At 65.4% G+C, this 26,088-nt stretch carries 23 protein-coding genes and 1 tRNA gene; 15 read left to right on the forward strand and 9 right to left on the reverse strand.

What is annotated here, in order from left to right:
• Positions 1 to 107: 107 nt before the first annotated feature.
• The 3 genes from AB0876_RS22010 to AB0876_RS22020 form a co-directional block, all read right to left on the reverse strand.
• Entirely contained in the window at positions 108 to 1,451 is a 1,344-nt protein-coding gene (locus tag AB0876_RS22010; RefSeq protein WP_526042946.1) for an ammonium transporter, read from the reverse strand.
• Positions 1,452 to 1,801: 350 nt separating this feature from the next.
• Positions 1,802 to 2,371 carry a dCTP deaminase gene (dcd, locus tag AB0876_RS22015; protein WP_491842039.1) on the reverse strand — a complete coding sequence of 190 codons (570 nt, stop codon included), beginning with the start codon at positions 2,369 to 2,371 and terminating at the stop codon, positions 1,802 to 1,804.
• A 16-nt stretch (positions 2,372 to 2,387) separates the two neighbouring features.
• Positions 2,388 to 3,377: a DUF7159 family protein gene (locus AB0876_RS22020; RefSeq protein WP_526042947.1), complete on the reverse strand. Its 990-nt coding sequence runs from the start codon at positions 3,375 to 3,377 to the stop codon at positions 2,388 to 2,390.
• Between the two features lie 361 nt (positions 3,378 to 3,738).
• On the opposite strand from AB0876_RS22020, the gene AB0876_RS22025 reads away from it, so the two are divergent.
• The 4 genes from AB0876_RS22025 to AB0876_RS22040 all read left to right on the forward strand — a co-directional run bounded on the left by AB0876_RS22025 (position 3,739) and on the right by AB0876_RS22040 (position 6,273).
• A tRNA-Gly gene (locus tag AB0876_RS22025) sits at positions 3,739 to 3,812 on the forward strand.
• Between the two features lie 162 nt (positions 3,813 to 3,974).
• The gene (locus AB0876_RS22030) at positions 3,975 to 4,223 is read left to right on the forward strand and encodes a hypothetical protein (protein WP_526042948.1); all 249 of its coding nucleotides are present in this window, start codon (positions 3,975 to 3,977) and stop codon (positions 4,221 to 4,223) included.
• 257 nt (positions 4,224 to 4,480) lie between these two features.
• Complete coding sequence (locus AB0876_RS22035; protein ID WP_491842042.1) at positions 4,481 to 5,581, forward strand: TIGR03857 family LLM class F420-dependent oxidoreductase; 1,101 nt, start codon at positions 4,481 to 4,483, stop codon at positions 5,579 to 5,581.
• A gap of 44 nt (positions 5,582 to 5,625) precedes the next feature.
• The gene (locus AB0876_RS22040) at positions 5,626 to 6,273 is read left to right on the forward strand and encodes a TetR/AcrR family transcriptional regulator (protein WP_491842043.1); all 648 of its coding nucleotides are present in this window, start codon (positions 5,626 to 5,628) and stop codon (positions 6,271 to 6,273) included.
• Positions 6,274 to 6,324: 51 nt separating this feature from the next.
• On the opposite strand, the gene AB0876_RS22045 is transcribed toward AB0876_RS22040, so the two are convergent.
• Positions 6,325 to 7,113, reverse strand: a complete 789-nt coding sequence (locus tag AB0876_RS22045) for a rhomboid-like protein (protein ID WP_491842044.1) — start codon at positions 7,111 to 7,113, stop codon at positions 6,325 to 6,327.
• A 142-nt stretch (positions 7,114 to 7,255) separates the two neighbouring features.
• On the opposite strand from AB0876_RS22045, the gene AB0876_RS22050 reads away from it, so the two are divergent.
• From AB0876_RS22050 to AB0876_RS22060, 3 genes are all read left to right on the forward strand, one after another.
• Entirely contained in the window at positions 7,256 to 7,741 is a 486-nt protein-coding gene (locus AB0876_RS22050; protein ID WP_491842045.1) for a MarR family winged helix-turn-helix transcriptional regulator, read from the forward strand.
• Between the two features lie 112 nt (positions 7,742 to 7,853).
• Positions 7,854 to 10,373, forward strand: a complete 2,520-nt coding sequence (locus AB0876_RS22055) for an arylsulfatase (protein WP_491842046.1) — start codon at positions 7,854 to 7,856, stop codon at positions 10,371 to 10,373.
• Between the two features lie 101 nt (positions 10,374 to 10,474).
• Positions 10,475 to 11,098 (forward strand): maleylpyruvate isomerase family mycothiol-dependent enzyme, encoded by a 624-nt coding sequence (locus AB0876_RS22060; RefSeq protein WP_491842047.1) that lies wholly within the window; start codon positions 10,475 to 10,477, stop codon positions 11,096 to 11,098.
• On the opposite strand, the gene AB0876_RS22065 is transcribed toward AB0876_RS22060, so the two are convergent.
• From AB0876_RS22065 to AB0876_RS22075, 3 genes are read right to left on the reverse strand one after another with little or no spacing between them, the layout of a single operon-like run.
• The gene (locus AB0876_RS22065) at positions 11,095 to 12,918 is read right to left on the reverse strand and encodes an ABC transporter ATP-binding protein (protein ID WP_491842048.1); all 1,824 of its coding nucleotides are present in this window, start codon (positions 12,916 to 12,918) and stop codon (positions 11,095 to 11,097) included. The genes AB0876_RS22060 and AB0876_RS22065 overlap by 4 nt on opposite strands.
• Before the next feature lie 25 nt (positions 12,919 to 12,943).
• Positions 12,944 to 13,858: a hypothetical protein gene (locus AB0876_RS22070; protein WP_491842196.1), complete on the reverse strand. Its 915-nt coding sequence runs from the start codon at positions 13,856 to 13,858 to the stop codon at positions 12,944 to 12,946.
• Positions 13,859 to 13,915: 57 nt separating this feature from the next.
• Positions 13,916 to 14,590, reverse strand: coding sequence for a VldE C-terminal domain-containing protein (locus AB0876_RS22075; RefSeq protein WP_491842049.1), 675 nt, complete (start codon positions 14,588 to 14,590; stop codon positions 13,916 to 13,918).
• Positions 14,591 to 14,896: 306 nt separating this feature from the next.
• On the opposite strand from AB0876_RS22075, the gene AB0876_RS22080 reads away from it, so the two are divergent.
• Both AB0876_RS22080 and AB0876_RS22085 read left to right on the forward strand, forming a co-directional pair.
• Complete coding sequence (locus tag AB0876_RS22080) at positions 14,897 to 15,724, forward strand: helix-turn-helix transcriptional regulator (RefSeq protein WP_491842050.1); 828 nt, start codon at positions 14,897 to 14,899, stop codon at positions 15,722 to 15,724.
• Between the two features lie 131 nt (positions 15,725 to 15,855).
• Complete coding sequence (locus AB0876_RS22085; RefSeq protein ID WP_491842051.1) at positions 15,856 to 17,010, forward strand: hypothetical protein; 1,155 nt, start codon at positions 15,856 to 15,858, stop codon at positions 17,008 to 17,010.
• A gap of 50 nt (positions 17,011 to 17,060) precedes the next feature.
• Here the strand turns inward: AB0876_RS22085 and AB0876_RS22090 are convergent, their stop codons facing one another.
• Positions 17,061 to 17,915 carry a helix-turn-helix domain-containing protein gene (locus AB0876_RS22090; RefSeq protein WP_491842052.1) on the reverse strand — a complete coding sequence of 285 codons (855 nt, stop codon included), beginning with the start codon at positions 17,913 to 17,915 and terminating at the stop codon, positions 17,061 to 17,063.
• Between the two features lie 186 nt (positions 17,916 to 18,101).
• Between AB0876_RS22090 and AB0876_RS22095 the strand changes: the two genes are divergently transcribed.
• Positions 18,102 to 19,412 (forward strand): hypothetical protein, encoded by a 1,311-nt coding sequence (locus AB0876_RS22095; RefSeq protein ID WP_491842053.1) that lies wholly within the window; start codon positions 18,102 to 18,104, stop codon positions 19,410 to 19,412.
• Positions 19,413 to 19,825: 413 nt separating this feature from the next.
• Positions 19,826 to 20,686 carry an AraC family transcriptional regulator gene (locus tag AB0876_RS22100; protein ID WP_491842054.1) on the forward strand — a complete coding sequence of 287 codons (861 nt, stop codon included), beginning with the start codon at positions 19,826 to 19,828 and terminating at the stop codon, positions 20,684 to 20,686.
• Positions 20,687 to 20,701: 15 nt separating this feature from the next.
• Here the strand turns inward: AB0876_RS22100 and AB0876_RS22105 are convergent, their stop codons facing one another.
• The gene (locus tag AB0876_RS22105) at positions 20,702 to 21,418 is read right to left on the reverse strand and encodes a GntR family transcriptional regulator (RefSeq protein WP_463790444.1); all 717 of its coding nucleotides are present in this window, start codon (positions 21,416 to 21,418) and stop codon (positions 20,702 to 20,704) included.
• Between the two features lie 177 nt (positions 21,419 to 21,595).
• On the opposite strand from AB0876_RS22105, the gene AB0876_RS22110 reads away from it, so the two are divergent.
• From AB0876_RS22110 to AB0876_RS22125, 4 genes are read left to right on the forward strand one after another with little or no spacing between them, the layout of a single operon-like run.
• Positions 21,596 to 22,573, forward strand: coding sequence for a phosphate/phosphite/phosphonate ABC transporter substrate-binding protein (locus AB0876_RS22110; RefSeq protein WP_491842055.1), 978 nt, complete (start codon positions 21,596 to 21,598; stop codon positions 22,571 to 22,573).
• A gap of 5 nt (positions 22,574 to 22,578) precedes the next feature.
• Positions 22,579 to 23,391 carry a phosphonate ABC transporter ATP-binding protein gene (gene phnC, locus AB0876_RS22115; RefSeq protein WP_491842056.1) on the forward strand — a complete coding sequence of 271 codons (813 nt, stop codon included), beginning with the start codon at positions 22,579 to 22,581 and terminating at the stop codon, positions 23,389 to 23,391.
• Entirely contained in the window at positions 23,388 to 24,983 is a 1,596-nt protein-coding gene (gene phnE, locus AB0876_RS22120) for a phosphonate ABC transporter, permease protein PhnE (RefSeq protein ID WP_491842057.1), read from the forward strand. The genes phnC and phnE overlap by 4 nt, the downstream gene beginning before the upstream one ends.
• The gene (locus tag AB0876_RS22125; RefSeq protein ID WP_491842058.1) at positions 24,959 to 25,972 is read left to right on the forward strand and encodes a zinc-binding dehydrogenase; all 1,014 of its coding nucleotides are present in this window, start codon (positions 24,959 to 24,961) and stop codon (positions 25,970 to 25,972) included. The genes phnE and AB0876_RS22125 overlap by 25 nt, the downstream gene beginning before the upstream one ends.
• Positions 25,973 to 26,088 lie beyond the last annotated feature (116 nt).

Below are 26,088 nucleotides of genomic sequence, written 5' to 3' on the forward strand. Positions count from 1 at the left end.
CGCATTAGCTGCGCCGCTAGATTCTGGTCGGACCGCGACGGCATGCTGCGCGCCGGCGCCGGTTAGTTAGACCCTACTCGGCATTACGACAAACAGCGCCGCCCGGTTCATCCCGCGCTGTCTTCCTCGGCGGGATCGGGGCGCTGCGTCAGGCCGCCGGGCTGGCCCAACTGGCCCAGGGTTCCACCGAACAAACCGGGCCGACGCTGGGGCAGATGCCCGTGCACACCTTCGGCGTAGGCGGACTCGGCGTGCTGGGTGAAATCGACGCCGGTGGTCTCGTCCTCGGGGCTGAGCCGGAAGCCCATGAACCGGTCGATGGCCTTGGCCAACAGGTAGGACATGGTGAAGGCGTAGGCCGCCACGACGACCGCAGCGAGCAGCTGCTTACCCAGCTGTGTCAGCCCGCCGCCGTAGAAGAGGCCCTGCGGACCCTGGGTCATCACCTCGGTGGCGAGGAATCCGATCAGCAGCACGCCGACCACGCCGCCGACGAAGTGCACGCCGACGACGTCGAGCGAGTCGTCGTACCCGAAGCGGAACTTCAGGCCGATTGCAAAGGAACACACCACACCGGCGGCCAGGCCGACGACGACCGCGCCGAGGGTGTTCACGGTGCCGCACGAGGGGGTGATCGCCACCAGGCCGGCCACCACGCCGGAGGCCGCGCCGAAGGTGGTGGGCTTGCCGTCGCGGACCTGCTCGACCGTCAGCCAGCCGAGCATGCCCAGGCAGCCTGCGACCAGGGTGTTGAGGAAGATCGCGGCGGCGGTGCCGTTGGCGGCCAGCGCCGAGCCCGCGTTGAAGCCGAACCAGCCGAACCACAGCAGGCCGACGCCGAGCAGCACGAAGGGCAGGTTGTGCGGGCGCATCGCGTCCTGCTTGAAGCCGATGCGGGGGCCGAGCACCAGGGCCAGCGCGAGGGCAGAGGACCCGGAGACGATCTCGACGACGAGGCCGCCCGCGTAGTCGAGGACGCCGAGGCCGGCCAGCCAGCCGCCGGGACCCCAGACCCAGTGCGCGACGACGGCGTACACCGCGACCGCCCACAGCGGGACGAACAGCATCCAGGCGGCGAACTTGGCCCGGTCTGCGATGGCCCCGCTGACCAGGGCGGCAGTGATGATGGCAAAGGTCAGCTGGAACGTGGCGAACAATAGCTCGGGTACCGCGCCGTGGGCAGTACTGGGCGTGATGCCGAGCATCCCGAAGTGCTGCAGGCCGCCGATCAGGCCGCCACCCGCGTCATCGGAGAACGCCAGGGTGTAGCCCACCAGCAGCCAGGCCACCGTGACCAGCGGGATCGAGATGAAGCTCATCATGATCATGTTGAGCACGCCGGTGGTGCGGACCATGCCGCCGTAGAAGATGGCGAGGCCGGGGGTCATCAACAGGACCAGCGCGGTGCTGGCCAGCAGCCAGGCAGTGGCAGCCGGATCGATCTCGTGCACGTCGGGCTCCTTCGGTTCCGACGAGAATGTCCGGCGCGCGTTTCAGGTGCGCGGCGAGCGTGTTTCCGGCGTGTTTCGTGTTGCGGTGTGGTTACTGAAAGTTCACCGGGCTATGTGTTGGGCGGGCTTCAGCGCGCTGAGCCTCGGCGCGGCCCGCTTCCACTGAGCCTCGACGCCGCTTTCCACACCTGGGCTGTTGATCGGCAAAATTCCACGACCCCCACGTAGAAAACGACGCACGCGGTGGGAGGGCTGGCCTCGCCCATCACGCCCAGCGGCCACTTATGGCACGCGGATCACCGGTCTGCGTGTCATAGGTGGCCGCTCGGCGGCACAGGCTCAGGCGCGGCCTAGGACTTGATGAAGTTCAAATGCGAGCGTGACGGCGTCGGACCACGCTGGCCTTGATATTTCGAGCCGACCTTGTCGCTGCCGTACGGGTGCTCGGCCGGGCTGGTGAGCCGCAGCAGGCACAGCTGGCCGATCTTCATGCCGGGCCACAGCGTGATGGGCAGGTTGGCGACGTTCGACAGCTCAAGGGTGATGTGCCCAGAGAATCCCGGGTCGATGAACCCGGCCGTCGAGTGCGTCAACAATCCGAGACGGCCCAGAGAGGACTTGCCTTCCAGTCGTCCGGCCAGGTCATCGGGCAGCGTGCACACCTCGAGCGTGGAACCGAGCACGAACTCGCCGGGGTGCAGCACGAACGGCTCGTCTTCGGCGGGTTCGACCAGGGTGGTCAGCTCGTCCTGCTGTTTGGCGGGGTCGATATGGGTGTATCGGGTGTTGTTGAACACCCGGAACAGGGTGTCCAGGCGGACATCGACGCTCGACGGTTGCACCAGGGCATCGTCGAACGGCTCGATGGCCAGGCGTTTCGCGGCGATCTCGGCCCGGATGTCCCTATCGGAGAGCAGCACCCGACGAGCGTATCGGTTAGCGACGGACCACCCCCGTCAACGGCGGCACAACGCTGTCGGCGTAGGGCGCGGCCAACGATTTCTCAGCCGCCCGACCGGCCAGGGGCACCACCTTGCGTACGACGACGTGCACGGGCGGCTCGGTCGGCGGGACCGGCGCCGCGTGTTCGGCCGGCGTCGACGCCTGCGGCGGAGGGCTGCCGTCCTTCCCGTGGACCGTGAGCGCCAGGAACACCGCACCCGCCACGATCAGCACTGCCGTGGTCAGGATCATGGTCAGGGTTCGCATCACCGGGTCGTACTTCGGAGCAGATGCCGCCTCGTCCCGAAACTCGGAGCTGGCGAGCAGCGCACCGCGCGCCAGCAGCAGCGCCGCGTCGTCGCCCAGCACGACGGGCCGCGACATCACTGAATTCACCTCTTCGACAAGGCTTTCCGCGTCTGGTGCGGATCCGGCGATGGCAACTTCGGCGATCGGCTCGGGGAAGCTCTCGCAGATGCCGCGCAGCGCCAGCACCGCCGTCGCCTCGTCAGCCCCGTCCAGGCGGCGGAAACGCAATCGGCGTGTGCCGTCCTCTTGCTCGTCGCCGATCACGGCCAGCATGGTCTCCTCGGGTTCCACCACGCACAGCGCGATGGAGTCACAGTCCGCCACCTGCACGGTGTATTCGGCGGCGGCTTCGAGCGCGTCGGTCGTGGAGACCACTGCCACGTTGGCGATGCCTTGCTCCGCGAGGGCGTCGAGCACAAGTTTGGCGTGAGCGTCGGCGGCGTCAGTCCAGGTCAGCGTGACGCGGGTGACGGTGTAGCCGTTCGCCGGCGCGTCGGCGTAGGTATCGAGCACCGCCTTGACGACGTACTCGTGAAAGCCAGGGTGCTCGACGCCGATGCGCGTGTCCGTGTCGAGCGAGTCGTGGTCGATCACCGCGCCGTCGCCATGAGTGCCCTCAACCAGGAGAAGCCGGGCGTCGCGCGAGGTCATGGCAATACCGATAACAACATCCATGGGTAGAACCCCTTGATTGGTTCGGCCCGTCGTGCGGACCTGTTCGCTCCATTCAGCGCCGGATGGAGCCCACGACTACCGACGGTAGAGGGGGCTCCTGAGAGCGACGGCCCGAGGTTTTACGTGACTCTCAGGGTCGGGCATGAACAGCAATCATGTTCTGGGGTCATATGTTTCGCCACACCGTCCGAGACTCAAGATCCACACTGGGCAGCCGCGCGTCGACTGCGCCTGCGACCTTCGCCAGTCGCCGACGATCACCCTCGGCGTGCACTGGCGTCAATTTCTTAGACTCACCGAGACGATGCCCGCCCGCCTTACCCACAACCCGGGTCGGGTTGCTATCCTTCGTCAGCACCACGCCGATGTAGTTCAATGGCAGAACATCAGCTTCCCAAGCTGAATACGCGGGTTCGATTCCCGTCATCGGCTCCATACATGCAGGTCAGCGACGCAGCTGCGCATCCAGACCCCGAACGCGGGCAATTGAACATTTCCACCGCACCTGGCTAATCCGGTGCGCGATCATCGGAAACGACCTGGACCACACGAGTAGCATTGGCACTTGTCGGGGGCCATCGGCCGGAGGTACCGATCATGTTCGACGCGACCCGCTTACTCGTCGTTTCTGCCGCAGCAACACTGACGCTGAGCTTCGGCGCCGCCGTCGCCAATGCCGACCCGCCGGCACCCGGCTCCCCCTGCGGCCCTGACAAGGTGATCACGTCCGTCAACACCTGCGAGCCGCTCAACTCATCGTGCACAGGGTATGACGGCATGGTGATCGGGCGGGTGGCCGCCGACGGCCGGTGCGTGATTCCGGGGCTCGACGGCACCCGGTGGTAAGCCGGACCGGTAGCGGGCGAGCCGTCACCGACTGGCGGTAATTGTCGCTGCTCCAGCACCAGGCGACCACGAGAGTGGTTGCAGCGCATTACTTCAACGAACGACTGCGGACGGCGTTCTTCACCGTCGTGCAGTTGCTTGATCTTGCCAGCGCCCGGCTCATGCCCCATCACCCTCCCATTCATTGAGAACCCTCATTGACAATTGCCCTCGCCGGGCTGACAGTGCTAGACGTCCGCGGAACGAAAGGCACGTCATTGAGCACGAACCAGCCCGAAGACCAGCTCAACGAGCTCGGCTACTACGCCGTGACCCGCCACCCCGCGGATGTCCGGGTGGTCCTGCCCGAAGCCCGGACCGCGGATGCGCTTGGCCTCGGCTCCTGCCACATAGGTGAACGCTTCACGGTGAAGGACCCGGCGGTCCTCTCGGGAGCGGTCGCGGGCGCCAGCACCACGCTGGGCATCGCGCCGTCGACGAATTACCACACGCGCCATCCCACGGTCACCGCGACGATCGGCTCGACGATGCACGCCCTCACCGAGGGCCGCTTCGCCATGGCGTTCGGCCGGGGAATGGCGGCGTACTGGCAGGCGATCGGTCTGCCGGTGGTGACCGAGGCCCGGCTGCGCGACTTCTTCGGCATCCTGCGCCGGCTCTGGGCCGGCGAGATGATCCTGGATCACGACGGCCCGGCCGGGAAGTGGCCGTTCCTGCGCCACGCCAGCGGCCTGCCCGACGGACCTCCGATCGGCCTGGTGGCCGTCGGCCCCAAGACGATGGAGCTCGCCGGCGAGATCGCCGATTTCGTTGTGCTCCACACTTTTTTCTCCGACGAGGCGACGACGTCATCCGTCGAGGCGGTGCGCCGGGGTGCGGAACGCGCCGGCCGGGACCCTGACAGCGTCCGCATCTGGGCGTGCCTTGCCACCGTCCCCGACGCGTTGTCGCCGGAGGATCAGATGCGCCGCGGGGTCGGGCGGCTCGCCACGTACCTGCAGGCGTACGCGGACGTGTTGGTATCGGCCAACGGCTGGGATCCCGCGGCGTGGGAGCGGATCAAGCAGACCGAACTGTTCGCCGAAGCGGCCGCCGCGGGGCCGATCGACGCCACTGCCTCGTTCGAGACGCTGCAGCGGATCGCCGACCTGATTCCCGCCGACTGGCTGGACTCGGTGGCCAAGGGATCGCCGCAGGACTGCGCGAAAACCATTGCCCGGCAGTATGACCTGGGCACTCACTCGGTCATCATGCATGGCGCGAGTCCGCACGAACTCGCGCCCGTCGTGCAGGCCTACCGGGACAACCGGCCGACGCTACGGCGCGCAGTCGCGGCGAACCCCGGGCGGTTCGCCTGAACTCCCACGAATCCCCGCAGGCCACCCGCGCCCGGGAGCAGTGGGTGGCGGCGGTCCCGTCTGCGGCCATCCAGTCGGCCGCCGGCACCCGGCTGAACAAGCGCGGCCTGGAAACCCGGGCACGCCTACTCGACGTCGCCATCCACTGCCTGGCCGACAGCGGCGGCGAGCCGGTGTCGGCCAATCGCATCGCCAAAGACGCGGGCGTCACCTGGGGCACGGTGCAGCATCAGTTCGGCGACCTGGACGGGCTGTGGGTAGCGGTGATCACCGAAATCCATTCCCGCAGTTGGTCACCCAATGCAGACAGGCCGGCGCGCACCGGCACCTTGCGCGAGCGGGTGACAGCAGCCATCGACTCGGTCTGGACATACCTGGACACCACCGAAGGTCGGGCACTCACAGCATTGCGCACCTCACTGCCCGCACGCCGTTCCGATATCGCCGCCGAGTATCCCTTGACGGCAGCAGCTTTCGCGGCGCGCGAACTCGACTGGATTCAAGGGTTCGACTACCTGATGGACGGACTCGATCTCGACCCGAACCAACTGTACCGGGTTCGGTGCCTGTTGCCCGCTGCGATCCGGGGACTGAGCAACGAGCGCCAGATCGGCTTTACCTCGGACCTGGAGATCGCCCGCGTGACATTGGCCGACGCGATCGTGGCTTTGTTGACCCAACAGCGGTCTTGATGCGCCCACCCCGGCACGGTTTTCCACACCCGGGCTGTTGACCGGCGGCGACTACGACCCTGCGGTAGAAACCGGCGCCGACGCAGGCCCCCGCCCCGCCCGAGCACCCCTCCGCGTGAGCGGATAACAGCACAGCCCGATCAGCAGCGCCGCCATATGTCCGATCGCGGTGAAGTTGATATTGCTGACCAGCGCGGCGCCGAAGTACACAAACGCCGCGCCGAGGTACACCCAGCGCCACGGGCGCGGCATGCGGTAGGCCAACACCGCCCCTACCCCGGCGAGAAAGTAACTAACCCCGACGTCGCGGACATGGACGAGCCGTTCGGGTGCGACGTGGTCGTGGATCGCCAGGAATAGCAGACCTTCGCTGATGTAGGTTGCCAGCACGTGCGCGATCAAACCGACTGTCAACCAACGGATCTGGCCGAGCCAGCGCTCTGCCGGGGCAAGTATCAGGCTAAACAGCACCAGGTAGGGCGTCCAATAGCGGCCGTCGATCCACAACAGGCTGGTGACCAACACGTAGAGCGGATCCGTGCCCAGGTGGTGAATATTGGTCGATCTCTCGACCAACAGAGCATGAAGCTCACGCCCGTGCATTTGGTGCTGAATAATCGTGGTGACCAGCAGCGCGGCCAGCCAGGCATAGGTCAGCGGGGCGCTGCGAACATATCTCCACACCGCCGCCGGCCATGCCCTCGGGCGCACGACATTCAGTATGTGCGCCAAACCTGGGCGTGCGCCGAGATTATGCAGTCCTGGATGGGCGGCGCCCCGTGGCAGCACCTCGCCCGGCGCCCGAAACCCAAAAGCGACCACAATCGTGAGCCGATTCATGTTTACGAATTAACAAGGCGCGCAATAATTTTGATCGATTCATGATGAACCGACCGGAATGCATTGAATGTATAGGCCAGAACATCAGGCCTCCACAGCAGACTCACAACCACCAGGCCCGTTCACATGGGATACTCCCTGGATGGGCAGCGCGCCGCAGCACGAGATGACCCGAACTCCGGTCGATGAACTATCGGCATTCGAAGTCGCAACCCGAGATCTGGTAGGCGTGGCGCTGCGCAGCGTCGACCAACTGGAGATCTCACTGCCGCAGTGCCGACTACTGCTCGTGCTCCAGGCGCGCGGGAAGTCGACATCGACGGAGTGCGCGCAGGCGCTCGGGGTCGTCGGGTCGACGGTGACGCGGTTGGCCGACCGGCTGGATGCCTCCGGCCATCTGACGCGCGGCTCCGACCCGAGCAACCGCAGTGTCGTCACACTGTCGCTGACCGACCGTGGCCGCAAACTGGTCCGGCAGGTGAACACCCGCCGCCGGCGGGAACTCAGCAAGGTACTCGATCGGCTCGATCCAGCCGAGCGGGCGGCCTGCGCATCGGCATTGCGCAGTTTCCATGAGCTACTCGCCGACGATGACGCCGACGATTTGAATCGTCCGATTCCACTGTAGGAATATCACCCATAATGGGTGATCTCTTGGCCCACAATGCAAATCAACTGTTAGCAACTCGTGCCGTCAGTTATCCGGACAATCTGTTCAATCGGGCATAGTGTCAGCGGACATGGAATCGAATACCGATGACATGGCCCAGTCCGAGGACAATAAGCGCGGCAAACTGTCGAGACGTTCGATGCTGGGGGGCATCGCTGCCACCGGAGTCGGAGTAGCCGCTGCCGGAGCGTTCGTCGCCGGATGCGATGACAACTCTGGAAAGCCGGGCGCCAGTACCAAAGCCGGCCCTCCCGACTACGGAACGGGCATCAACGAAGGCTTCGACGGCAAGATCGAACTGGATGTTCGTGACTCAAAGCCGGATTGGAAACCCTTCGAACTCAAGCATGCCCCGGAGGGCGCACCCAACGTCCTGGTGGTGCTCTTCGACGACACCGGTATGGCCTCGTGGTCGCCGTACGGCGGCCGGATCAACATGCCGACGTTGCAGAAGCTGGCAGACAACGGGCTCACCTATTCGCAGTGGCACACCACGGCGCTGTGTTCGCCCACCCGGTCCTGCATGTTGACCGGCCGTAATCACCACGTCAACCGGTTCGCGACCATCACCGAGGGTTCCGACGGCTTCCCAGGCGCGGCGGCACGACTGCCCGCGCAGTGCGCGACGGTCGGGCAGGTGCTGCAGGACAACGGTTACAGCACCTTCTGGGTGGGCAAAGACCACAACGTGCCCGAAGAGGACGTCTCCAGCGGCGGTAGCAAATCGGAATGGCCGCTGCAGAAGGGCTTCGACCGGTTCTACGGGTTCCTCGGCGGTGAAACCAACCAGTGGTATCCCGACCTGTCCGAGGACAATCGGTTCATCGATCAGCCGTACCCCCCTGAACAGGGCTACCACCTGTCGAAAGACCTTGCGGATCAAGCTATTCGGATGCTGCGTGACCAGCGCTCCAGTAACCCGTCCAAGCCTTGGTATATGTGGTTCTGCCCCGGCGCGAACCACGCTCCGCATCACAGCCCCGAGGAGTACTCCGCGAAGTACAAGGGCAAGTTCGACGATGGCTACGAGGCCTACCGGGAGTGGGTACTGGGCCGGATGATCGACAAGGGCATCATGCCCAAGGGCACCGAGCTGACCCCCATCAACCCGTTGCCGGCCGACGTGGCTTCGGAGGCCGATGCGGTGCGGCCGTGGGATTCACTCAATCCCGACGAGAAGAAGTTGTTCAGCCGGATGGCCGAGGTGTTCGCCGGTTTCTCCGAGTACACCGATGCCCAGGTCGGCCGGGTCGTCGACTACCTGGAGCAGACGGGGCAGCTGGACAACACCGTCATCTTCTACTGCGCCGACAACGGCGCGTCCGGTGAGGGTTCGCCGAACGGGTCGGTCAACGAGAACAAGTTCTTCAACGGCTACCCCGATGACCTCGCCGAGAACATGAAGATGCTCGACAAGCTCGGCACCCCCGACACCTACAACCACTACCCGACGGGCTGGGCGGTGGCATTCTCCACACCGTTCCAGATGTTCAAGCGGTACTCGCAGTTCTCGGGCGGCACCTGCGATCCGATGGTGATCCACTGGCCCAAGGGCATCAAGGCCAGGGGCGAGGTGCGTCACCAGTACCACCACGCCACCGATGTCGTCCCGACGATCCTCGACGTCGCGGGGATCGAGATGCCCGAGGAGTACCGCGGCATCAAGCAGTACCCGGTCAACGGGGTGTCGATGCGGTACAGCTTCGACGGCGCCGATGCCCCCACCACGAAGAAGCGGCAGTACTACGCGATGCTGGGTACCCGCGGTATCTGGCAGGACGGCTGGAAGGCCTCGGCACTGCACGCACCCATCAGCGGTAAGGGCCATTTCGATCAGGACAAGTGGGAGCTCTTCCACGTCGACGAGGATCGCTCCGAGGCCAAGAACGTCGCCGATCAGAATCCGGACAAGCTCAAGGAGCTCATCGACGTGTGGAACGAGGAGGCCAAGAACAACTACGTCCTGCCCCTCGACGACCGCACCGCCGTCGACCTGATCACCATTCAACGGCCCCAGTTCGAACCGCCTCGCACCCGCTACCTCTACTACCCGGACACCGCGCCGGTGCCCGAGGGCGTGGCGGTCAACATCCGTGGCCGGTCCTACAAGATCATCGCCGACGTGGATATGACCAAGGATGCCCAGGGCGTGCTGTTCGCGCACGGTTCCCGCTTCGGCGGGCACTCCTTGTTCATCAAGGACAACAAACTGCATTACGTCTACAACTTCCTCGGTATCAAACCCGAGCAGGTGTTCGTCTCCGGTCCGCTGCCGGAAGGCAAGCATGCACTGGGCATGGAGTTCGTCTGGGAGAAGAAGGGCGAACATGGTGAATCCCTGGGAACCACAATCCTTTACGTAGACGGCAAAGAGGCCGCGAAGGGACCGATGCGGGCCCAGACCGGCAAGTTCACCCTCGCCGGTGACGGGCTCTGCGTCGGATTCGACAGTGGCGACAACGTGTCCGATCTGTACCAGAACCCGGGACGGTTCACCGGCGGCACCATCAAGGGCGTCGCGGTCGACGTGAGCGAGGAGAAATACCTCGACCTCAACAGGGAGGCGCAGGCCGCGTTCGCGACCGACTGATCCACGGAGCCGACACTCTGGCCCAGCACCCGGTGCTGGGCCAGAGTGCTGTTTGCAGGCCCGACTAGTTTGTTCAGAGAACCCTGACGATAGGAGCGGCCATGGACTCCGACACGATCTGGCGCAATGTCGATGAACAGCGCGGACACCTCGCTGATCTCCTCGACACTCTCGAACCGCAACAGTGGGCCACCCAGTCACTGTGCGCGGGTTGGACGGTGCGCGAGGTGGCCATCCACATCACGCAGTCCCACGCGAGCATCGGCGAGATGTTGCCGGCGGCGCTCAAGTCGGGCTTCCGGTTCGACGCGATGGTCCGCCGGGCGGCGCTGGAGGACCCATCCGACCCGGCCGCTATCACTGCACGACTGCGCGCCATGGCCGGGTCGCGTAAACGCCCGCCGCTGACCAAAGAGGTCGATCCGCTGCTGGACATCCTGATTCACACGCAAGATATCTGCATCCCGCTCGGGATCGACCGGCCGATGCCCCCAGACGCCGCCGTCGCCGTCGCAGACCGCCTGTGGCACATGAAGTTTCCGTTCGCCCCGCAACGGGACCTACCGGGCTACCGGTTCGTCGCCACCGATGCCGACTACGCCGTCGGCCCGGAATGGGGCGGCCGGCGCGAGGTGCCGATCCGAGACATGGTGCTGATGTTCGCGCGACGACGCGACGTGCCCGACGCAGAACCCGAGGCCGACGACGAGACCCCAACCGACTAGCTCCCGTTCTGCACCTCGTGCAGCCGCTTGTACAGGCCGTCCTGGGCCATCAACTCTCGATGGTCGCCGCTCTGTGAGATGCACCCGTCCTCGAGTACCAGGATCCGGTCGGCTACCGCGGCAATGAAATCCAGATCGTGGCTGATCACCAGGCAGGTGCGCTCGCTGGCATAGCCGCGGATCACCCCGATCATGCGGGCCCGCTCATCGGCGTCGAGATTCTCGGTCGGCTCGTCGAGCAGCAGCACCTCGGGACGGCGCAGCAGACAGCGCGCGAGGGCGATCAGGCGTTTCTGCCCACCGGAAGGGATCTGGACATCGACCACGGTGTCGTAGCCGTCGTGCATCTTGGTCTCGATGACCGCATGGATATGGGCCTCGGTGCAGGCCTCTTCGATCTCGGCGTCGGTGGCCTGTGGGCGGGCCAACCGGATGTTCTCCCGGATGGTGTCCTTGGTGAAGAACGGGAACTGGGCGAGTTTGGACACCTGGTCGCGCAGTGAGACAAGCGTGACGGTCGAAATATCCTTGCCGTCCAATAGGATCCGCCCACGCTGCGGGTCGCGGAATCTCAGGAGCAGGTTGAAGACCGTCGACTTTCCTGACCCGATTCCGCCGACCAGTCCCACCGTCTCGCCCTCAGCGACCGTGAACGACAACCCGTCCAGTACGTTCTCGCCGGCGACATAGCCGAAGGTCACGTCCTCGAATACCAGGTTGCCGTGCACCTCGCCGAGCGCCACCGCGTCCTCGGCTTCGCGCACCGAAGGCTTGGTGTCGAGCAGCTCGTAGGTGGACATCACGTTCGGAGCCAACGACTGGTAGGTGGTGTAGGCGCCCAGGACTCGTTGCGCGGCACCGAACATCGCCGGAACCACACCCGCGAACACCAGCAGCCCGGCGAACGTCAGCCCGAAGTGCCCGCTGAGCCCGACACCGACCAGCAGCACGACGACGGTGCTGAGGGCGACGAAGATCTGCGAGCCATTGACGGTGGCCTGCATCCAGACCACCGAGGCCGCCGATCCCTTGGCGGCCTCCTCTGACACGGCATGAAACCGCTTGCTGCGGACTGGTTGCGCGTTGAACGTCTGAATCTCGGCGATCCCGCTGATCGTCTGCTCGACCTCGGCGGCCATCGCCCGCTCGGCGTTCATCACCCGCCTCATCACCTCCTGCACGTGGCGGCCGGCGAATTTGAGGGTGAGCAGAGCCAGGGGTGTCAGCACCAGCGCGGCCACGGTCATCTGCCACGAGATGGCCAACAGGTAGCTGATCACCACCACGAGCACCACCGCGTCGATCAACGGGGGCAACAGGCAGTCGGTCAGAAGTCGCTGCACACCAGCGGATTCCGTCATCACCCGGTGCATCAGCTCGCCGCTGCGCGAAGTCAGGAAGAAGTCCAGGGACAGCGACTGTAGGTGGTCGTGGACACGCTGGCGGATGTCGACCAGCAGGACCCGTTCGACCCTCGCTCCGATCCAGGCGTTGACGAAGTACATGAGCTGGGTCAGCACCAGGGAGGCCGCCCAGACCACGAGCAGCACCGCGAACGGCACCGGTCCGGCCAGCGCGTGCAGCAGGCCGTCCTGACGGGCGACCAGCGGTCCGCTCAGATCCCATACCCCGCTGAGGTTTCCGCTGTTGCCGGCCTCCGAGATGACCTGGACCATCGGCCCGAAGGCCGCCACGGTGACATAGGGCAGCGCCGAGGCGATCACCCCGATCACCAACAGTAGTGTCAGCACGCCCCGCACCGACCGCAGCATGCTCAGACTGCGCCGCACCAGATACAGCGACGATGCCACGTCGGCCACGCGCACCCCCTCTGTCCCGCGAAGGCTAACCTGCCGGGTCGTTGCTGTCGCGCGGACCGTCCGACGGAACGGGTGCTTGGTCGTCCTCGAAGAACCTGCGGATCGCGAGGAACCCGCCGCGCCGGTACGCCTCGTAGGCCCAGATCGCGGCGATGATCGGCAGTGGGCCGAACGCCACCCACCAGCGCGCTGAGGGCGGAACCAGTTCGGCGATCACCTGCGCGCTGGGTTGTCCGTCGACCTCGGCGGGCAGCCATTCGTGCAACAGGATGGTCAGCATCCGGGTGGCCTCGAATGGGCCTGCAACGGTGGACAGCACCCAGCTGAGCGAGGCGATGATCAGTGCCCACGGCCAGGCCAGCAGCAGGGACTGGTCATCGACGATGTCTGCGGCCGAGCGGATCGACTCGGCGATGAACGCAAAACCCAACGCCACCAACAGCACACCGATCTGCGCCGCCAGCAGGTCGTCGAGCACCGAATTGGCCAGTTCGTCCGCGGTCCGGGTCGGCAGACCGAACGCCAACGACAGCAGGCCGGCCAGCAGGGCCAGCAGCATCAGCGCCGAGGTGGAGTCGTCGATGCGCATGAAGGAGTCGGTCAGGATGCGCATCACCAGGCGCGAGGACGACGCCGGCCGGGTCCGGTAGAGGATCATCACCACCAACCCGGAGATGATGATCGAGATCAGCCAGGCCACCACGGCCACGCAGATGATCACCAGGGCCAGTGAGCCGATGACGGGGACCAGTTGCTCATTCGCGGTTTCCCCGTTGCGGACCACCAGGAGTGGCACCACACCGATGGCCACCACGCCCAGGGCACGCACCAGGATCGGCAGGGTGAAGCCGGCGATATCACCCGCGTCGAGGTCGGGGTCGCTGCGGCGGATCGCGCCGATCTCGGCGCTCATCACCGACCGCGCCCGGCGGAACGACATTCTGCGCGCCACGACGCGAATCTAAACGTCGTGCGCACCGGTGATCGGCCGACACGCTCAGCGCAGGTACTGCTCGCCGCCGGTCGGGTACCCGCCGCCCTTGGTGGTGAGGTGAACGTGGTCGTAATGCCCGTAGCCGCCGGCTTTCGCACCGCCGTCGGGCGTGTAATAGGTGCCGCGCCAGATCGCATCCTGCAGCGCGAACCGATCGGCGTTCTTCAGGGCATAGGCGACGATCCGGTTGCCGAGCGCAATGCCTTCAGAACTGCTCGGATTGGGGATCATCACGTCGAGCGCCAGGCCGTTGGGATGCCAGCGCAGCGCGTCCGGACGGACGCCGCCGATCTCGTGGATCTGAGGGAAATCGGCGTGGACGCTGCGGGCGGCCAGGATGGTTTTGACCTGCAGGCCACGCTCGGGTGCGATGCCGACGGGTAACAGCTGGGGAATGTTGAGGACGCGCCAGCGCGAGGCGGTGGCCGGCTGTGCCTGCGCCGCGCTCAACGAGAGAGTCTGTACCGAGGGAGCCGACGCGGACGCGGCCGATGCGGCCACGATCTCCATGCAGCACGGCGCAGCTTCAGAGGCCGCGGCGGGCTCGGCCACGTGCTCGACGGGATAGGGGTGGGCATCGCCGCCGGCGGCGAAGAACGCAGCGACCGGCGCAACGATCGCAGCCGCTACCGCCGGAAGTTTGCGCTGGCGGGGGCTGGCTAATGCATGTCGGCCCACACGGGCACCATACGGGTCGTTCTGTGACAACGCAGCAACCGCTCCCCGGATCTACGAGTTTCCTCAGAAACGTGTCAAGCATTTGCTCGGCGTGTTTTCGCAGGTCATTAGTCACAAATTGGTCACGGAATTAAGAGGTTTCTAAGACAACTTTGGTTGGCACGTACCGCGCTCCGATCGGTACTTCAAGGCGAAAACACCCACCCGCTCATCTCCGCATCGCTACGCTCCGAGCCGGATTGACGCAGCCGACAGCGCGCAGGAGGGACGCATGTGGCGATGAAGCCGTGGACCGGCGATCGGCCCATGACCCGACGTGTCGTGCTCGGTGAGCGGGCCGTCGCGACCCGCGGCTTGTCCATCCGGTACGCCACCGAGCAGATTCACGCGACGACCGATTGGTGCTGTTACGACGACGCCCGGCACCTGGTCTACGTCCACCGAGCCGGACAGCTGCGCTCGATGGAGACAGATCTCGATTGGGGCCCGTCGGGCCGGGCACTGCCCAGCGTGGGCGATATCTGGGTGGTGCCCGCCGGCGACAAGTGCGCGTCACTGGTCGTAGGCGACACAGCGGCGTACTGCGAGATCGCCATCCCCGATCAGCTGCTCGGCGAGACGACGTTGATTCCGCGCGTGAAGCACCGCGACCCGCTGATCCATCAGATGGTGGAGCGCATCTACGAAGTTGCCGATCGCGGCGATGCGCTCGCACGGCTGCTCACCGACTCCGTGAGCGAAACCTTGAGGCTGTTGCTCACCGACATGTACACGGCGGATCCACCGCGCCGGGTTGAGCGGAGGCCCGACACCCTGGATGCCGCCACCCGCTCGAAGATCATCGAGTTTCTCGAGGACGGCATGGACTCGGAGATCACTCTCGAAATGCTTGCGCAGCAAGCGAAGATGTCAGTCGGCGGCTTCATCAAGGCATTCCGGGCCGCATTCCACACCACGCCCTACCAGTACCTGCTTGATCGACGGATCGAACGCGCGAAATCGCTGCTGCTACATACCACTCGGACTGTCACCGAGATCAGCGCAATGGTGGGCTTCTCGACGCCCAATCATTTCGCCACAGCCTTCCGCCGCCGGGTCGGCATGTCACCCCGCAACTATCGCGCCCCTCGCTGATCAAGGGGAGCCACCCTCGCCGCGTCAACAATTCAAACGTCGAAAAGAATGCGAATGTTGTTCGGCGACTTTCCAGATACCTTCGCGCGGTCAGCAGTAGCTGGCATCCCGCTGTTGCGAAGGAGACCTTCTTGAACCTCGCTCTACGGCCATATATGACGGCCGGTGTCGCCTTGGTCGGCGCCGGCGTCATCGCAGTCACCCCGGTGGCCGCGCCCCCGCCCGAGATGCAATCCCACTCGATACAACTCAGTGCGGCGATCGATAACCCCATCGAGGTGTTCTCCCCGGTATTCACCAAGGCGAGCACCGTAATTCAGAATGCGATCCAGGCCGAGATCGACGACCCGTTCCCCATCATTGTCGGGCTGGCCGGCAAGCTCGCCGCGGACGGCAAAACGCTTGGCGATATTGCCAGTACCCTCGGTCAGTCCTATGCCGGGCTGGTGGCCGGGCTCCCAGGGGCATTGACCACCTACGCGCAGAAATTGGCGGCAGGCGATTTCACCGGAGCGGTCGGGGCGTTCATGCCCATCGCCATGGGACCGTTCATGACCACGTTCATGCAGCTGATGAACATCCAGAACTTCGTGAAGACCCAGTTCGATGTCGCGAGGGATCTGACCAACGCCGCAATCATGGGTGCCTGGTCCCTCGGCCCCGGACAGCTGCTGTCGGTGTACAGCGTCATCGGCGCGGTGACAGGCACCCTGGACAAACTCGTGAAGGCAGTGCCAACGGGTGATCCCGGCGAAATCGTCAACGTCATCCAGCATGGTGCCGCGAACATCGCAACCGCGGCCCTCGGTGTTGCCGACTTGTGGAGGTTCTCCCTCGACGACACACGTCAGAATTTCCGCGACATCCTGAACCCGCCGCCGCCAGACCCGGAGGAAGAGTTCCGGACCGCGAAACTGGTTCCCGATCTTGCAAAGTCACTGCCGGCCGCGCAAACAGTGCCAGTCGAGGCACCGTCGGTCGAAACACCGCAGGCGGAGCAGGAAACCAAGGCGGCGACTGAGGTCGTTTCGACCCCCGACGCGACGTCAGCGACAGAGGCGACGCCCGAGACGAAGCCTCTTGTTCGAGACAGTCTCGTCGCGGCGCCAGGGAAACCCGGCCTGAAAACGTTGAGGAACGCCCAGGCCCACAAGATTGCCTCAAGCGTGAGCGAACAAGTCTCGGCTACTGCCAACAAGATTGGCGAAGGGATCAAGTCAGCCCTTGGCAAGCCGGCCAAGAAGCCGGCAGGCGCATCGGGCGACAGTTCGGGGGATGCCAGGTAGTAGACGCCCCGTCCCCGCCCGGCCTCGGGCGGGGACGCTCGCTCAGGCACTCACGAACGCTGACGGTAACCGCTGGGTGAGACTCCCACCCGCCGCCGGAATGCCGTAGCGAAATGGCTCGGCGTCGAAAACCCCACTGACGAGCCGATTTCCGCGATCGTCTTCGAGGTGGTCAGCAGCAGCGTCTTGGCCCGATCGATCCGCAGATCCAACAGGAATTGGTAGGGCGTGGTGTGGAAGGCGCGACGGAAAGCACCGATGAATCCCTGGACCGGCATCCCGGTCAGCCGCGCCAGCGCGTCCAGGTGGATCTCGGAATCCAGGCTGTCGTTGAGGAACTCGACAAGCATCGCGCGAGTCGCGGTATCCAGGGTCCGGAGTTCGCGCTCCGCCGGCGGAGCCTCGGCATACTTGTCCCTGATCAGCAGCGCCATGGTCTCGGCCACAGAGTCGGTGAGCAACCGAGCGATCGCGTCGTCGCGGTCCGCGACGCTGTAGATCTCCTCGACCAAGTGGTGCATCAGCGGATCCCGGTATTTTATCCGGGGAAGCAGCGCGGTGTCGCCGATGATCCGGCGCGGCAATGCGATCTCGCAGTATCCTGCGATGCCTCCCTGGACCAAGGCCGCGCATGGGATGCCGGCGGGTTTCCACCAGACATCCCCCGCCGTCGGCAGCGTTTGCCCGGACGACCCCCAATCGAGGGCGGTCTGCATCGAATGCATTGCACCACCGCGGTATACGTACACCAGATGATGCGTGTCGCTGAAGCTGCACCAATCTGTCGGCTCGGATATCTGCTCAGTGCCGAAGGTGAATGCCAAGCCACGCGCCGCGACATCCTTCTGCTCCAACACAACGCGCGGGGTCAGCGGCCGGTCCCCATCCCATGGCTTCATACCCATCCGAGCAACCCCCAGGCAGCACCATCACGAACGGCGTCAGGGTACGCCCGCTGCCCGCCCCAGATCGACGATTTGGCCGGAGTAGCCACATCTCAACGGCGCCGGTCGGAATATTTCGAAAGCCAAAAAGAATGTGAATGCGCGTCCGCAGTCCAGTCCGTATTTTCGGCCGGTCAGTGATAGCTGATGCCCTCATCTGAACCGAAGGAGACCGAGTTGAACCTCGCTCTACGGCCGTATGCGACTGCGGGGATCGCCCTCGTCGGCGCCAGCGTCATCGCGGCCACGCCTCTCGCCCCACCCCCGGCAATCCACCCGCCTGCGCTGTCATCGCAGGCAGCGGTCGAACTCTCAGCATTCACAAACCCGCTGGACACGTGGGCCTCGGTACTGGCGGCGACAATAACCAACCTCGAAGTGCGCGGCCAGGTCATTATCAATAATCCAGCGCCGATCCTGCGCCAGGTGATCGCCAATCAGATGGCGAACGCAACCGCGCTGGCTGGTATCGGTCAGCAGGTGGCCACCAACATCGAGGGCCTGCTCGATCCCAGCAATCCGTACGGTTCAGTCGGCTGGCTGCAGAAAGCTGTCGACCAGGTTGCGGCAGGCGACGTCGGGAGCGCCATCGGAAGCATCTACCAAGCGCTCTGGTACTTGCCGGCCGCGAGCATCGGATTTCCTCTGCTCGGCGCTTTTAACATCGTGAACACGACGATGACGCACCTCCAGAAGTTCGTCGCGACGATACCGAACCTCATTGTCTCCGCCGGTCAGAACTTCGCCTTCGGCACAGGGGGCGCTGTCCAAGCGGCGCTATCGGACACTGCACAAGGACTCGTCGATGCGATTGAGGTGGGCGACGTCGAGACCGCAGCAAGCATCGCGCTCAATGCTCCTGCCGTGCTTGCGGGCGCCGTGCTGAATGGGTACGGCCCATACGGTCAGAGTGGGCTGCTCGGCGAATATGGCCCAGTCAAGTACGCCGTGAAGTGGCTGGAAACCGCAGCTGAGGCAATCGGGAAGCCTAAGCCGTCGATTACCTTCAATTTGCAGCCGGCCGAACTGCCCACTGTTCCGGATGCTGCCGCCGCAACCTCGGTAACCCTGGCGGCGGGACCGGCAGCCTCGGCGCCGAAAACTGACGCGGCACCAACAGCAGATCCTGTTGCACCAGAGGCCGATTCACTGGCAGCCGACGCCCCTGCGACCGCGAATGGGTCAACCGCGACAGAAGCCGTCACGCCTGCACCCGCCAAAGAGCCATCGATTCGCCTAGTTCGGGAGAGCCTCGTTGCGGTTCCCGGGAAGGGCAGCGCCACCACCAACAAACCTGCGGGCAAGTTGGCCTCCGATGTCCGTGACGGAATCTCGTCCACTGCCAACAAGATCGGCGAAGGACTGAAGAAGGCACTCACCAAACCCGCCAAACAAGCCAAGGCGGACAATTCGAGCAAGAGCGACGCCGGTTCCGGCAGTTCGGGGGACGCCAGGTAACACCGGCGCACGGGACCTGGCCGAGATCATCACTCGATCTCGGCCAGGTCGCAATCGGGCCGGCGGCTCCGCCCGACGAAAGCTGCTGTGACTGAATTACATATGGGCGCATCAGCTCGTGATAACGATCGAACGCCCACATCGCTGACCACGGCACCGCGCCGGTTCGAGCGATCCAATGTCGACAATCATTTGCATTCAACATTCACTGAGCTATCCCGCCAGGGGGGCCAGGGCCAATGGTGTCCCAACCGACTTCGCCGCGGAGTACGCCGCAACCCAGCCAGGAGGGCAAGGCGTTGCTGCAGACATTCACCCAATTTTTTTGAATCGAAATAGCCCGCAACATTGGCCCGGATCGATACCCTGTTGGCAAGATTGACGTAGCCGTTGATAACTCAGGAAGTTCACGCGTGGCAACGAAGCCGTGGAACGACGACCGACCTCAGTCCCGACGCCTCGTATTGAGCGAGACGCGCGTCGCCACCGGTGGCATGTCCGTCAGGTTCGCGACCGAGGAGATCCACTCCACGACCGAATGGTGCTGTCTCGACGAGAATCACCACCTGCTGTTCGTGCACCGCGCCGGGAAAGTGCGCTCCATGGAGACCGACTTGGATTGGGGCCCCTCGGGCCGAGTACTTCCCAAGGCCGGCGACATCTGGGTGGTGCCGGTCGGCGACGAGTGCGCGGCCCTGGTCGAAGGCGATACCGTCGACACCTGCGAGATCGCCATCCCCGATGTCCTGCTCGAGGCTCCGACGCTGGTTCCCCGTATCAAACACCGCAATCCGCTGATCCATGAAATGGTGGAGCGCATCTACGCCGTCGCCGATCGTGACGTCCCTGGCACCCGGCTTCTCACCGACTCGGTGGGCGAAACCCTACGGTTGGTGATCTCCAGGACCTGTGCAGAGAACCCACCGCCCCCGGCCGAGCGTAGGCCCGACACCCTGGACGCGACCACTCGCTCGAAGGTCATCGAGTTTCTCGAGGACAGCATCGATTCGGCAATCACACTCGAAACCCTTGCGGGGCAAGCCAACATGCCCGTGGCGGTATTCATCACCGCGTTCCGGGCCGCCTTCCACACCACCCCGTACCAGTATCTGCTGGATCTCCGATTCGAACGCGCCAAGCATCTACTCCGATATACCTCGCGGACGATTGCCGAAATCAGTGCACTCGTCGGATTTTCTCGGCCGAGCCACTTCTCCAGTGCCTTCCGACGCCGTGTAGGGGTATCACCCCGTGCCTACCGCGACCGCTGTTGAGCACACAGCGCTCCGCTACGGCGCGGTCATCACCGCGGTAAAGGTCATCCGGTCACCCCGATACAAGGAACGCCGCTGTTCGATCGGGATTCCGTGCTGGTCGTAGGACACCCGGTTGAGCAGGAACATCGGCGTCCGGGTGTCGACGGTGAGCAGGGCCGATTCGCGTGAGTCTGGCAGCGCCGTCTCGATAGTGTCGACCGTGCGCGCGAAATGCACCCCGCGGCTGCGGATCTCGGCGTAGAGCGAGTCGCGGTAGTCGAAGGTTTCCCGCAGGCCCGGGTAGCGGGCGGCGGGCAGCTTGGTAGTCTCCAGCCCAACCCGGATGCCGTCGGTGGTCAGGACTCGCTCGAGCTGCAAGATGGGTCCTCCGACGTCGATCGCGAGCTGGCCGGCCAGGATGTCGTCGGCGCTCAGATCGCTCCAGCCCACCAGGATGCGCCCACCGCTGCGGCCCTGTTCCTTGGCAGCCTCGGTGTAGGACCCCATGGACAGGGGTTGCAGGATCTTGGGCCGCGCGACGATGGTGGTGCGACCACGTCGTTCAATCCGACCGGCCAGCAACAACTCTCGCAACGCCTGCCGGACTGTCTCGCGGGCTACGTCGAACCGTTCCGCGATCTCCCGCTCTGCCGGAAACGGGTCTCCGACCTCCAGGTCGTCGAGCAGTCGCTCCAGTTGCGCACGGACAACCTGGTGCTTGAGAACCCTCGGTTCTGCACTCGCGGACACCTGCCCACAGTAGCAAGTCTTGGTATAGACCAAGACTTGCCGTGTTGTTAACCTCCTCGCCAACTTGGATGCACCCGCTGGTATAGACCAACCCACAGGGTGTGGGGCAGGGCAGTTGCGCACCCCCGCTCGCGCACTGCCCGTCAAACGTCCCCCGCCCGAAAGGTCCCGCGCGCCATGAAGTTCCGCACCGCCCGCACCTCAGCCCGCATCGCTGCCGTGGCAACCGCCAGCGCCGCCCTCGTCCTGTCCGGCTGTTCGAGCTCCGAGAACTCCGACGCCAAGACCGCTCAGGGCTTCCCCGAAACCCTCACCCTGGCCGCGATCCCGGCCGAGAACTCCACCGACCTCAAGGCCAGCTACCAGCCGCTGATCAAACTGCTGGAGAAGGAGACCGGCTCCAAGGTCGAGTTCGTCCAGGCCTCCGATTACGCCGGGGTGGTCGAGGGCATCATCGCCAACAACGTCGACCTCGCCTTCTTCGGCCCGTTCGCCTACGTGGTGGCCGGCGTCAACGGCGCGAAGGTCACCCCGGTTGGCGCCGTCATCCAGGAGCAAGGCGCCAAGCCCGGCTACCAGTCCTACGGCCTGGCCCGTGCCGACGAAGCGAACGTGAACGGCCTCAAGGATTTTGCCGGTAAGAAGGTCTGCTTCGTGGACCCGAGCTCGACGTCCGGCTTCCTGTACCCCACTGCCGGCCTGATCGAGGCCGGGGTGATCAAATCCGGTTCCGAGGGCGATCTCTCCGGAGCGATGTCCCCGATCTTCGCAGGTGGCCATGACTCCTCGGCGCTGGCGATCGCCAACGGTGACTGTGACGCGGGCTTCGCCTTCGACACCATGGTGGACAAGACCATGATCGCCAAAGGCGACCTCAAACCCGGTCAGCTCAAGACGGTCTGGAAGTCGGAGATGATCGCCGGGTCGGTGTTCGCCGCCAACGATTCCCTTGGTAGCGAGGCGATCGGCAAGCTCAAGACCCTCTTCGCTGACAAGGTCAACGTGCCCAACCTCGAGGCCGAAGGCTTCTGCCAGGGCGACGCCTGCCGGATCACCGACGAACGCGCCTGGGGATTCGTCCCCGTCGAGGACTCTGATTACAGCGGCGTGCGCCACGTCTGCGACGTCACCGGCTCCGAGAAGTGCAAGGGCTGAGATCCATGAGCGCCGACGGACCCCACCATTCCGTCGCGGGCGACGATCTTGTCGTCATCGCCCGCGACGTCACCAAACGCTTCGGTGACACCCTGGCCCTGGACCAGGTCAGCCTCGACGTCCGGCGCAGCGAGATGCTGGTGCTGCTCGGACTTTCCGGGTCGGGCAAGTCCACCCTGCTGCGCTGCCTCAACGGACTGCACCCGGTCAGCTCCGGCAGTGTCGAGGTCGGCGGCACCCACGTCGACACCGCCTCGGCCAAACAGTTGCGCGCACTGCGCCGCAACGTGGGGTTCGTCTTTCAGCATTTCAATCTGGTCGGGCGGCTGAGCTGCCTGGAGAACGTCCTGATCGGCGGTCTCGGACAGCTGCGGCTCACCCGTTACGGCGCCCTGACCTACCCCAAGACGATGCGCGTCGAAGCCCTGACCTACTTGGACCGCGTCGGTCTGGCCGACTACGCCGACCGCCGCGCCGACACTCTCTCCGGCGGCCAACAGCAACGAGTCGCCATCGCCCGCACCCTGATGCAGAAGCCGGGCCTGCTGCTGGCCGACGAGCCCGTCGCCTCACTGGATCCCGAAAACGCCGGTGTGGTCATGGATCTGCTGTTCCGGGTGTGCATCGAGGAGAAGCTGACCGTGGTGTGCACGCTGCACCAGGTGGACCTGGCCCTGGGCTGGGCCCACCGACTGGTCGGCCTGCGCAATGGCCAGAAGATCCTCGACCGGCCCGCCGTCGGCATGACCCGCGACGACGTCATGGAGATCTACCAACGCGTCGACCCCGCAGCCCGGTCGGCGGCCCGGCCGTCGTGAGTACCGACCTGACCGAACGCCCGACCCCGTCCGCGCCCCGGACGCCCCAGCGCCGGCCGCTACCGAACCTCCTGCACCTGGTCGGTGTCTCCGCGGTACTGGCCACCCTCGTCGCGGCCTGGTCGATCGACTTCGCCCCCGCGACGCTGCTGAACGGGTTCGACGAAGTGATCGCGTTGCTGCAGCGCATGATCCCGCCCCGGCTCGATGATCCGGGACGCATCGGCGGCCTCGCGGTCGAAACCCTGCTGATGGCCGTGCTGGGAACGGTGCTCGCCGCGATCGCCTCTGTGCCCCTGGCCTTCCTGGCCGCCCGCAACACCACGCCTCACCCGGCCGTACAGGCGGTGGCCCGGGGGATCATCACGTTCTGCCGCGCCATGCCGGACCTGTTGTTCGCGGTGCTGTTGGTCCGCGCGCTGGGAATCGGCGTGCTGCCCGGCATTCTCGCGCTGGCCATCCATTCCATCGGCATGCTCGGCAAGGTGTTCGCCGATGCGATCGAGCAGACCGACCCCGGCCCACGCGAGGCGGTGCGCAGCACCGGCGTCGGCTATTTCCGCGAGATGCTCAACGCTGTCGTTCCCCAGGTCATCCCGTCCTGGATCGCCACCTTCATCTACCGCATCGACATCAACCTGCGCATGTCGGTGGTACTCGGCTTCGTCGGCGCGGGCGGCATTGGCTTCGCCCTGCAGGATGCCTTGCGGGGCTTGATCTATCCGCGGGCCCTCGGCATCGCCTGTGTCATCCTGGCGATCATCGCCGCGATGGAGCTGCTGTCCATCCTGATCCGGCGGATGCTCCTGGATTCCGCGCAGTCCAACCCGGCACGCGAGCGCGCCGCCCGGTTCTTCTTCGGCGGTGCGCTGGTCGCAACCTGTCTCGCGGCCCTCATGGTGCTGAAGATCAATCCGCTGTCCCTGATCACCTGGGTGGGCCCGGCCGCCGAGGTGTTCACCCGGATGATCCCGCCCAACTTCTCGGCGCTGGGCGGTGAGTTGTTCGCGGCTGCAGGACAAACCGTCGCCATCGGGGTGGTGTCCACTGCCATCGGCGTGGTGTTGTCGATCCCGGTCGGCATCCTGGCGGCCCGCAACGTCACACCCCACCCGGCGGTCTACTGGCTGGCCCGGGCCTGGATCCTGCTGGTGCGGGCGGTACCCGAACTCATCCTGGCCGTGGTGTTCGTCGCCGCACTGGGGCTCGGGCCCATCGCCGGTACCTGCGCACTGGCCATCGGCTCGATCGGGTTCCTGGCCAAACTGGTCGCCGATGCGGTCGAGGAGATCGACCCAGGGCCGCTGGAGGCGGTGCGATCCGTCGGCGGCGGTTGGTGGAAGACCTTGTTCTCCGCCGTGATTCCGCAAGCCATGCCGGCCATGGTCGGATCGAGCCTCTACCTGTTCGACGTGAATGTGCGGACCTCGACCATCCTGGGCATCGTCGGTGCGGGCGGCGTCGGCTACCTGCTGTTCGAGTCGATCCGCACACTGAACTTCGACGTCGCCGGCGCGATCGTCCTCGTCATCTTCGTCATCGTCTACGCCATCGAAAGGTTGTCCGGATGGATCCGATCCCGCCTCGTGTGACGATGGCCGCCGTGTGGACCGGCGCCGACGTCGACGTACGGACGGTGCCGGTTCCCGCGCTCGGCGCCGGTGAGGTCCTGGTCCGGGTGCGACTGGCCACCGTGTGCGGCAGCGACCTGCACACCGTCACAGGCCGGCGTCCCGCGGCCTGCCCGTCGGTTCTCGGCCATGAGGCCGTCGGTGACGTCGTCGCCACCGGCTCGGGCACGGAAGTCGCGGTGGGCCAACGCGTTATCTGGTCGGTGACGGTGGCCTGTGGTGAGTGCCCGCGGTGCCGGTCGGGTCTGAGCGCCAAATGTCTGTCGGTGCGCAAGGTCGGCCATGAGCCATTCGACGGCGACTGGGCCCTGTCGGGTTCCTATGCCGTACATGTGGTCCTGCCGCGCGGCACCACCATCGCCGTCGTCCCCGACACGCTTTCCGATGCCGTCGCCGCACCTGCGGCCTGCGCGACCGCGACGGTGATGGCCACTCTGGAAGCGGCAGGCGAACTGACCGGCCGTCGGGTGCTGATCGGCGGGGCGGGCATGCTCGGGCTGACCGCAGTCGCGGCCTGTGCAGACGCCGGTACCGATGTGCAGGTGGTCGACCGCAACGCCGACCGCCTGGCGTTGGCGGCACAGTTCGGTGGCCGCTCCTCCGATGGTGGGCCGGTCGATGTCGCGATCGACTACACGGGTTCTTCGGCAGCCGTGGCAGATGCGTTGGCGCGCCTCGACATCGGCGGCACCCTGGTGCTGGCCGGATCGGTCACCCCCGGACCGCCGCTGACGGTGGATCCGGAAGCTGTTGTGCGGCAATGGCTGACCATCACCGGTGTGCACAACTATGAGCCTCGGCACCTGCACCGGGCCGTGGATTTCCTCGACCGCACCCGCAAGTGTCATCCATGGGACGCGCTCGTCGTCGCGCCGGTTCCGCTCAAGCAGATCGCATCGGCCCTGCGTCCGCCCCCGCCCGGCAAGCTCCGGACGGCAGTCTGCCCTTAGACGCGGTCCGGGTCGCCTTGCAGCGCCCAATGTCACGCTGGAGTGGGGGGGGGGGGGGGGGGGCCCCCCCCCCGGGGAAAACCCGGGGTAGGGGGGGGGGGGGGGGGAGTTTAAAA

It is taken from the genome of Mycobacterium sp. NPDC049093, assembly GCF_040704635.1.
Lineage (GTDB): Bacteria > Actinomycetota > Actinomycetes > Mycobacteriales > Mycobacteriaceae > Mycobacterium.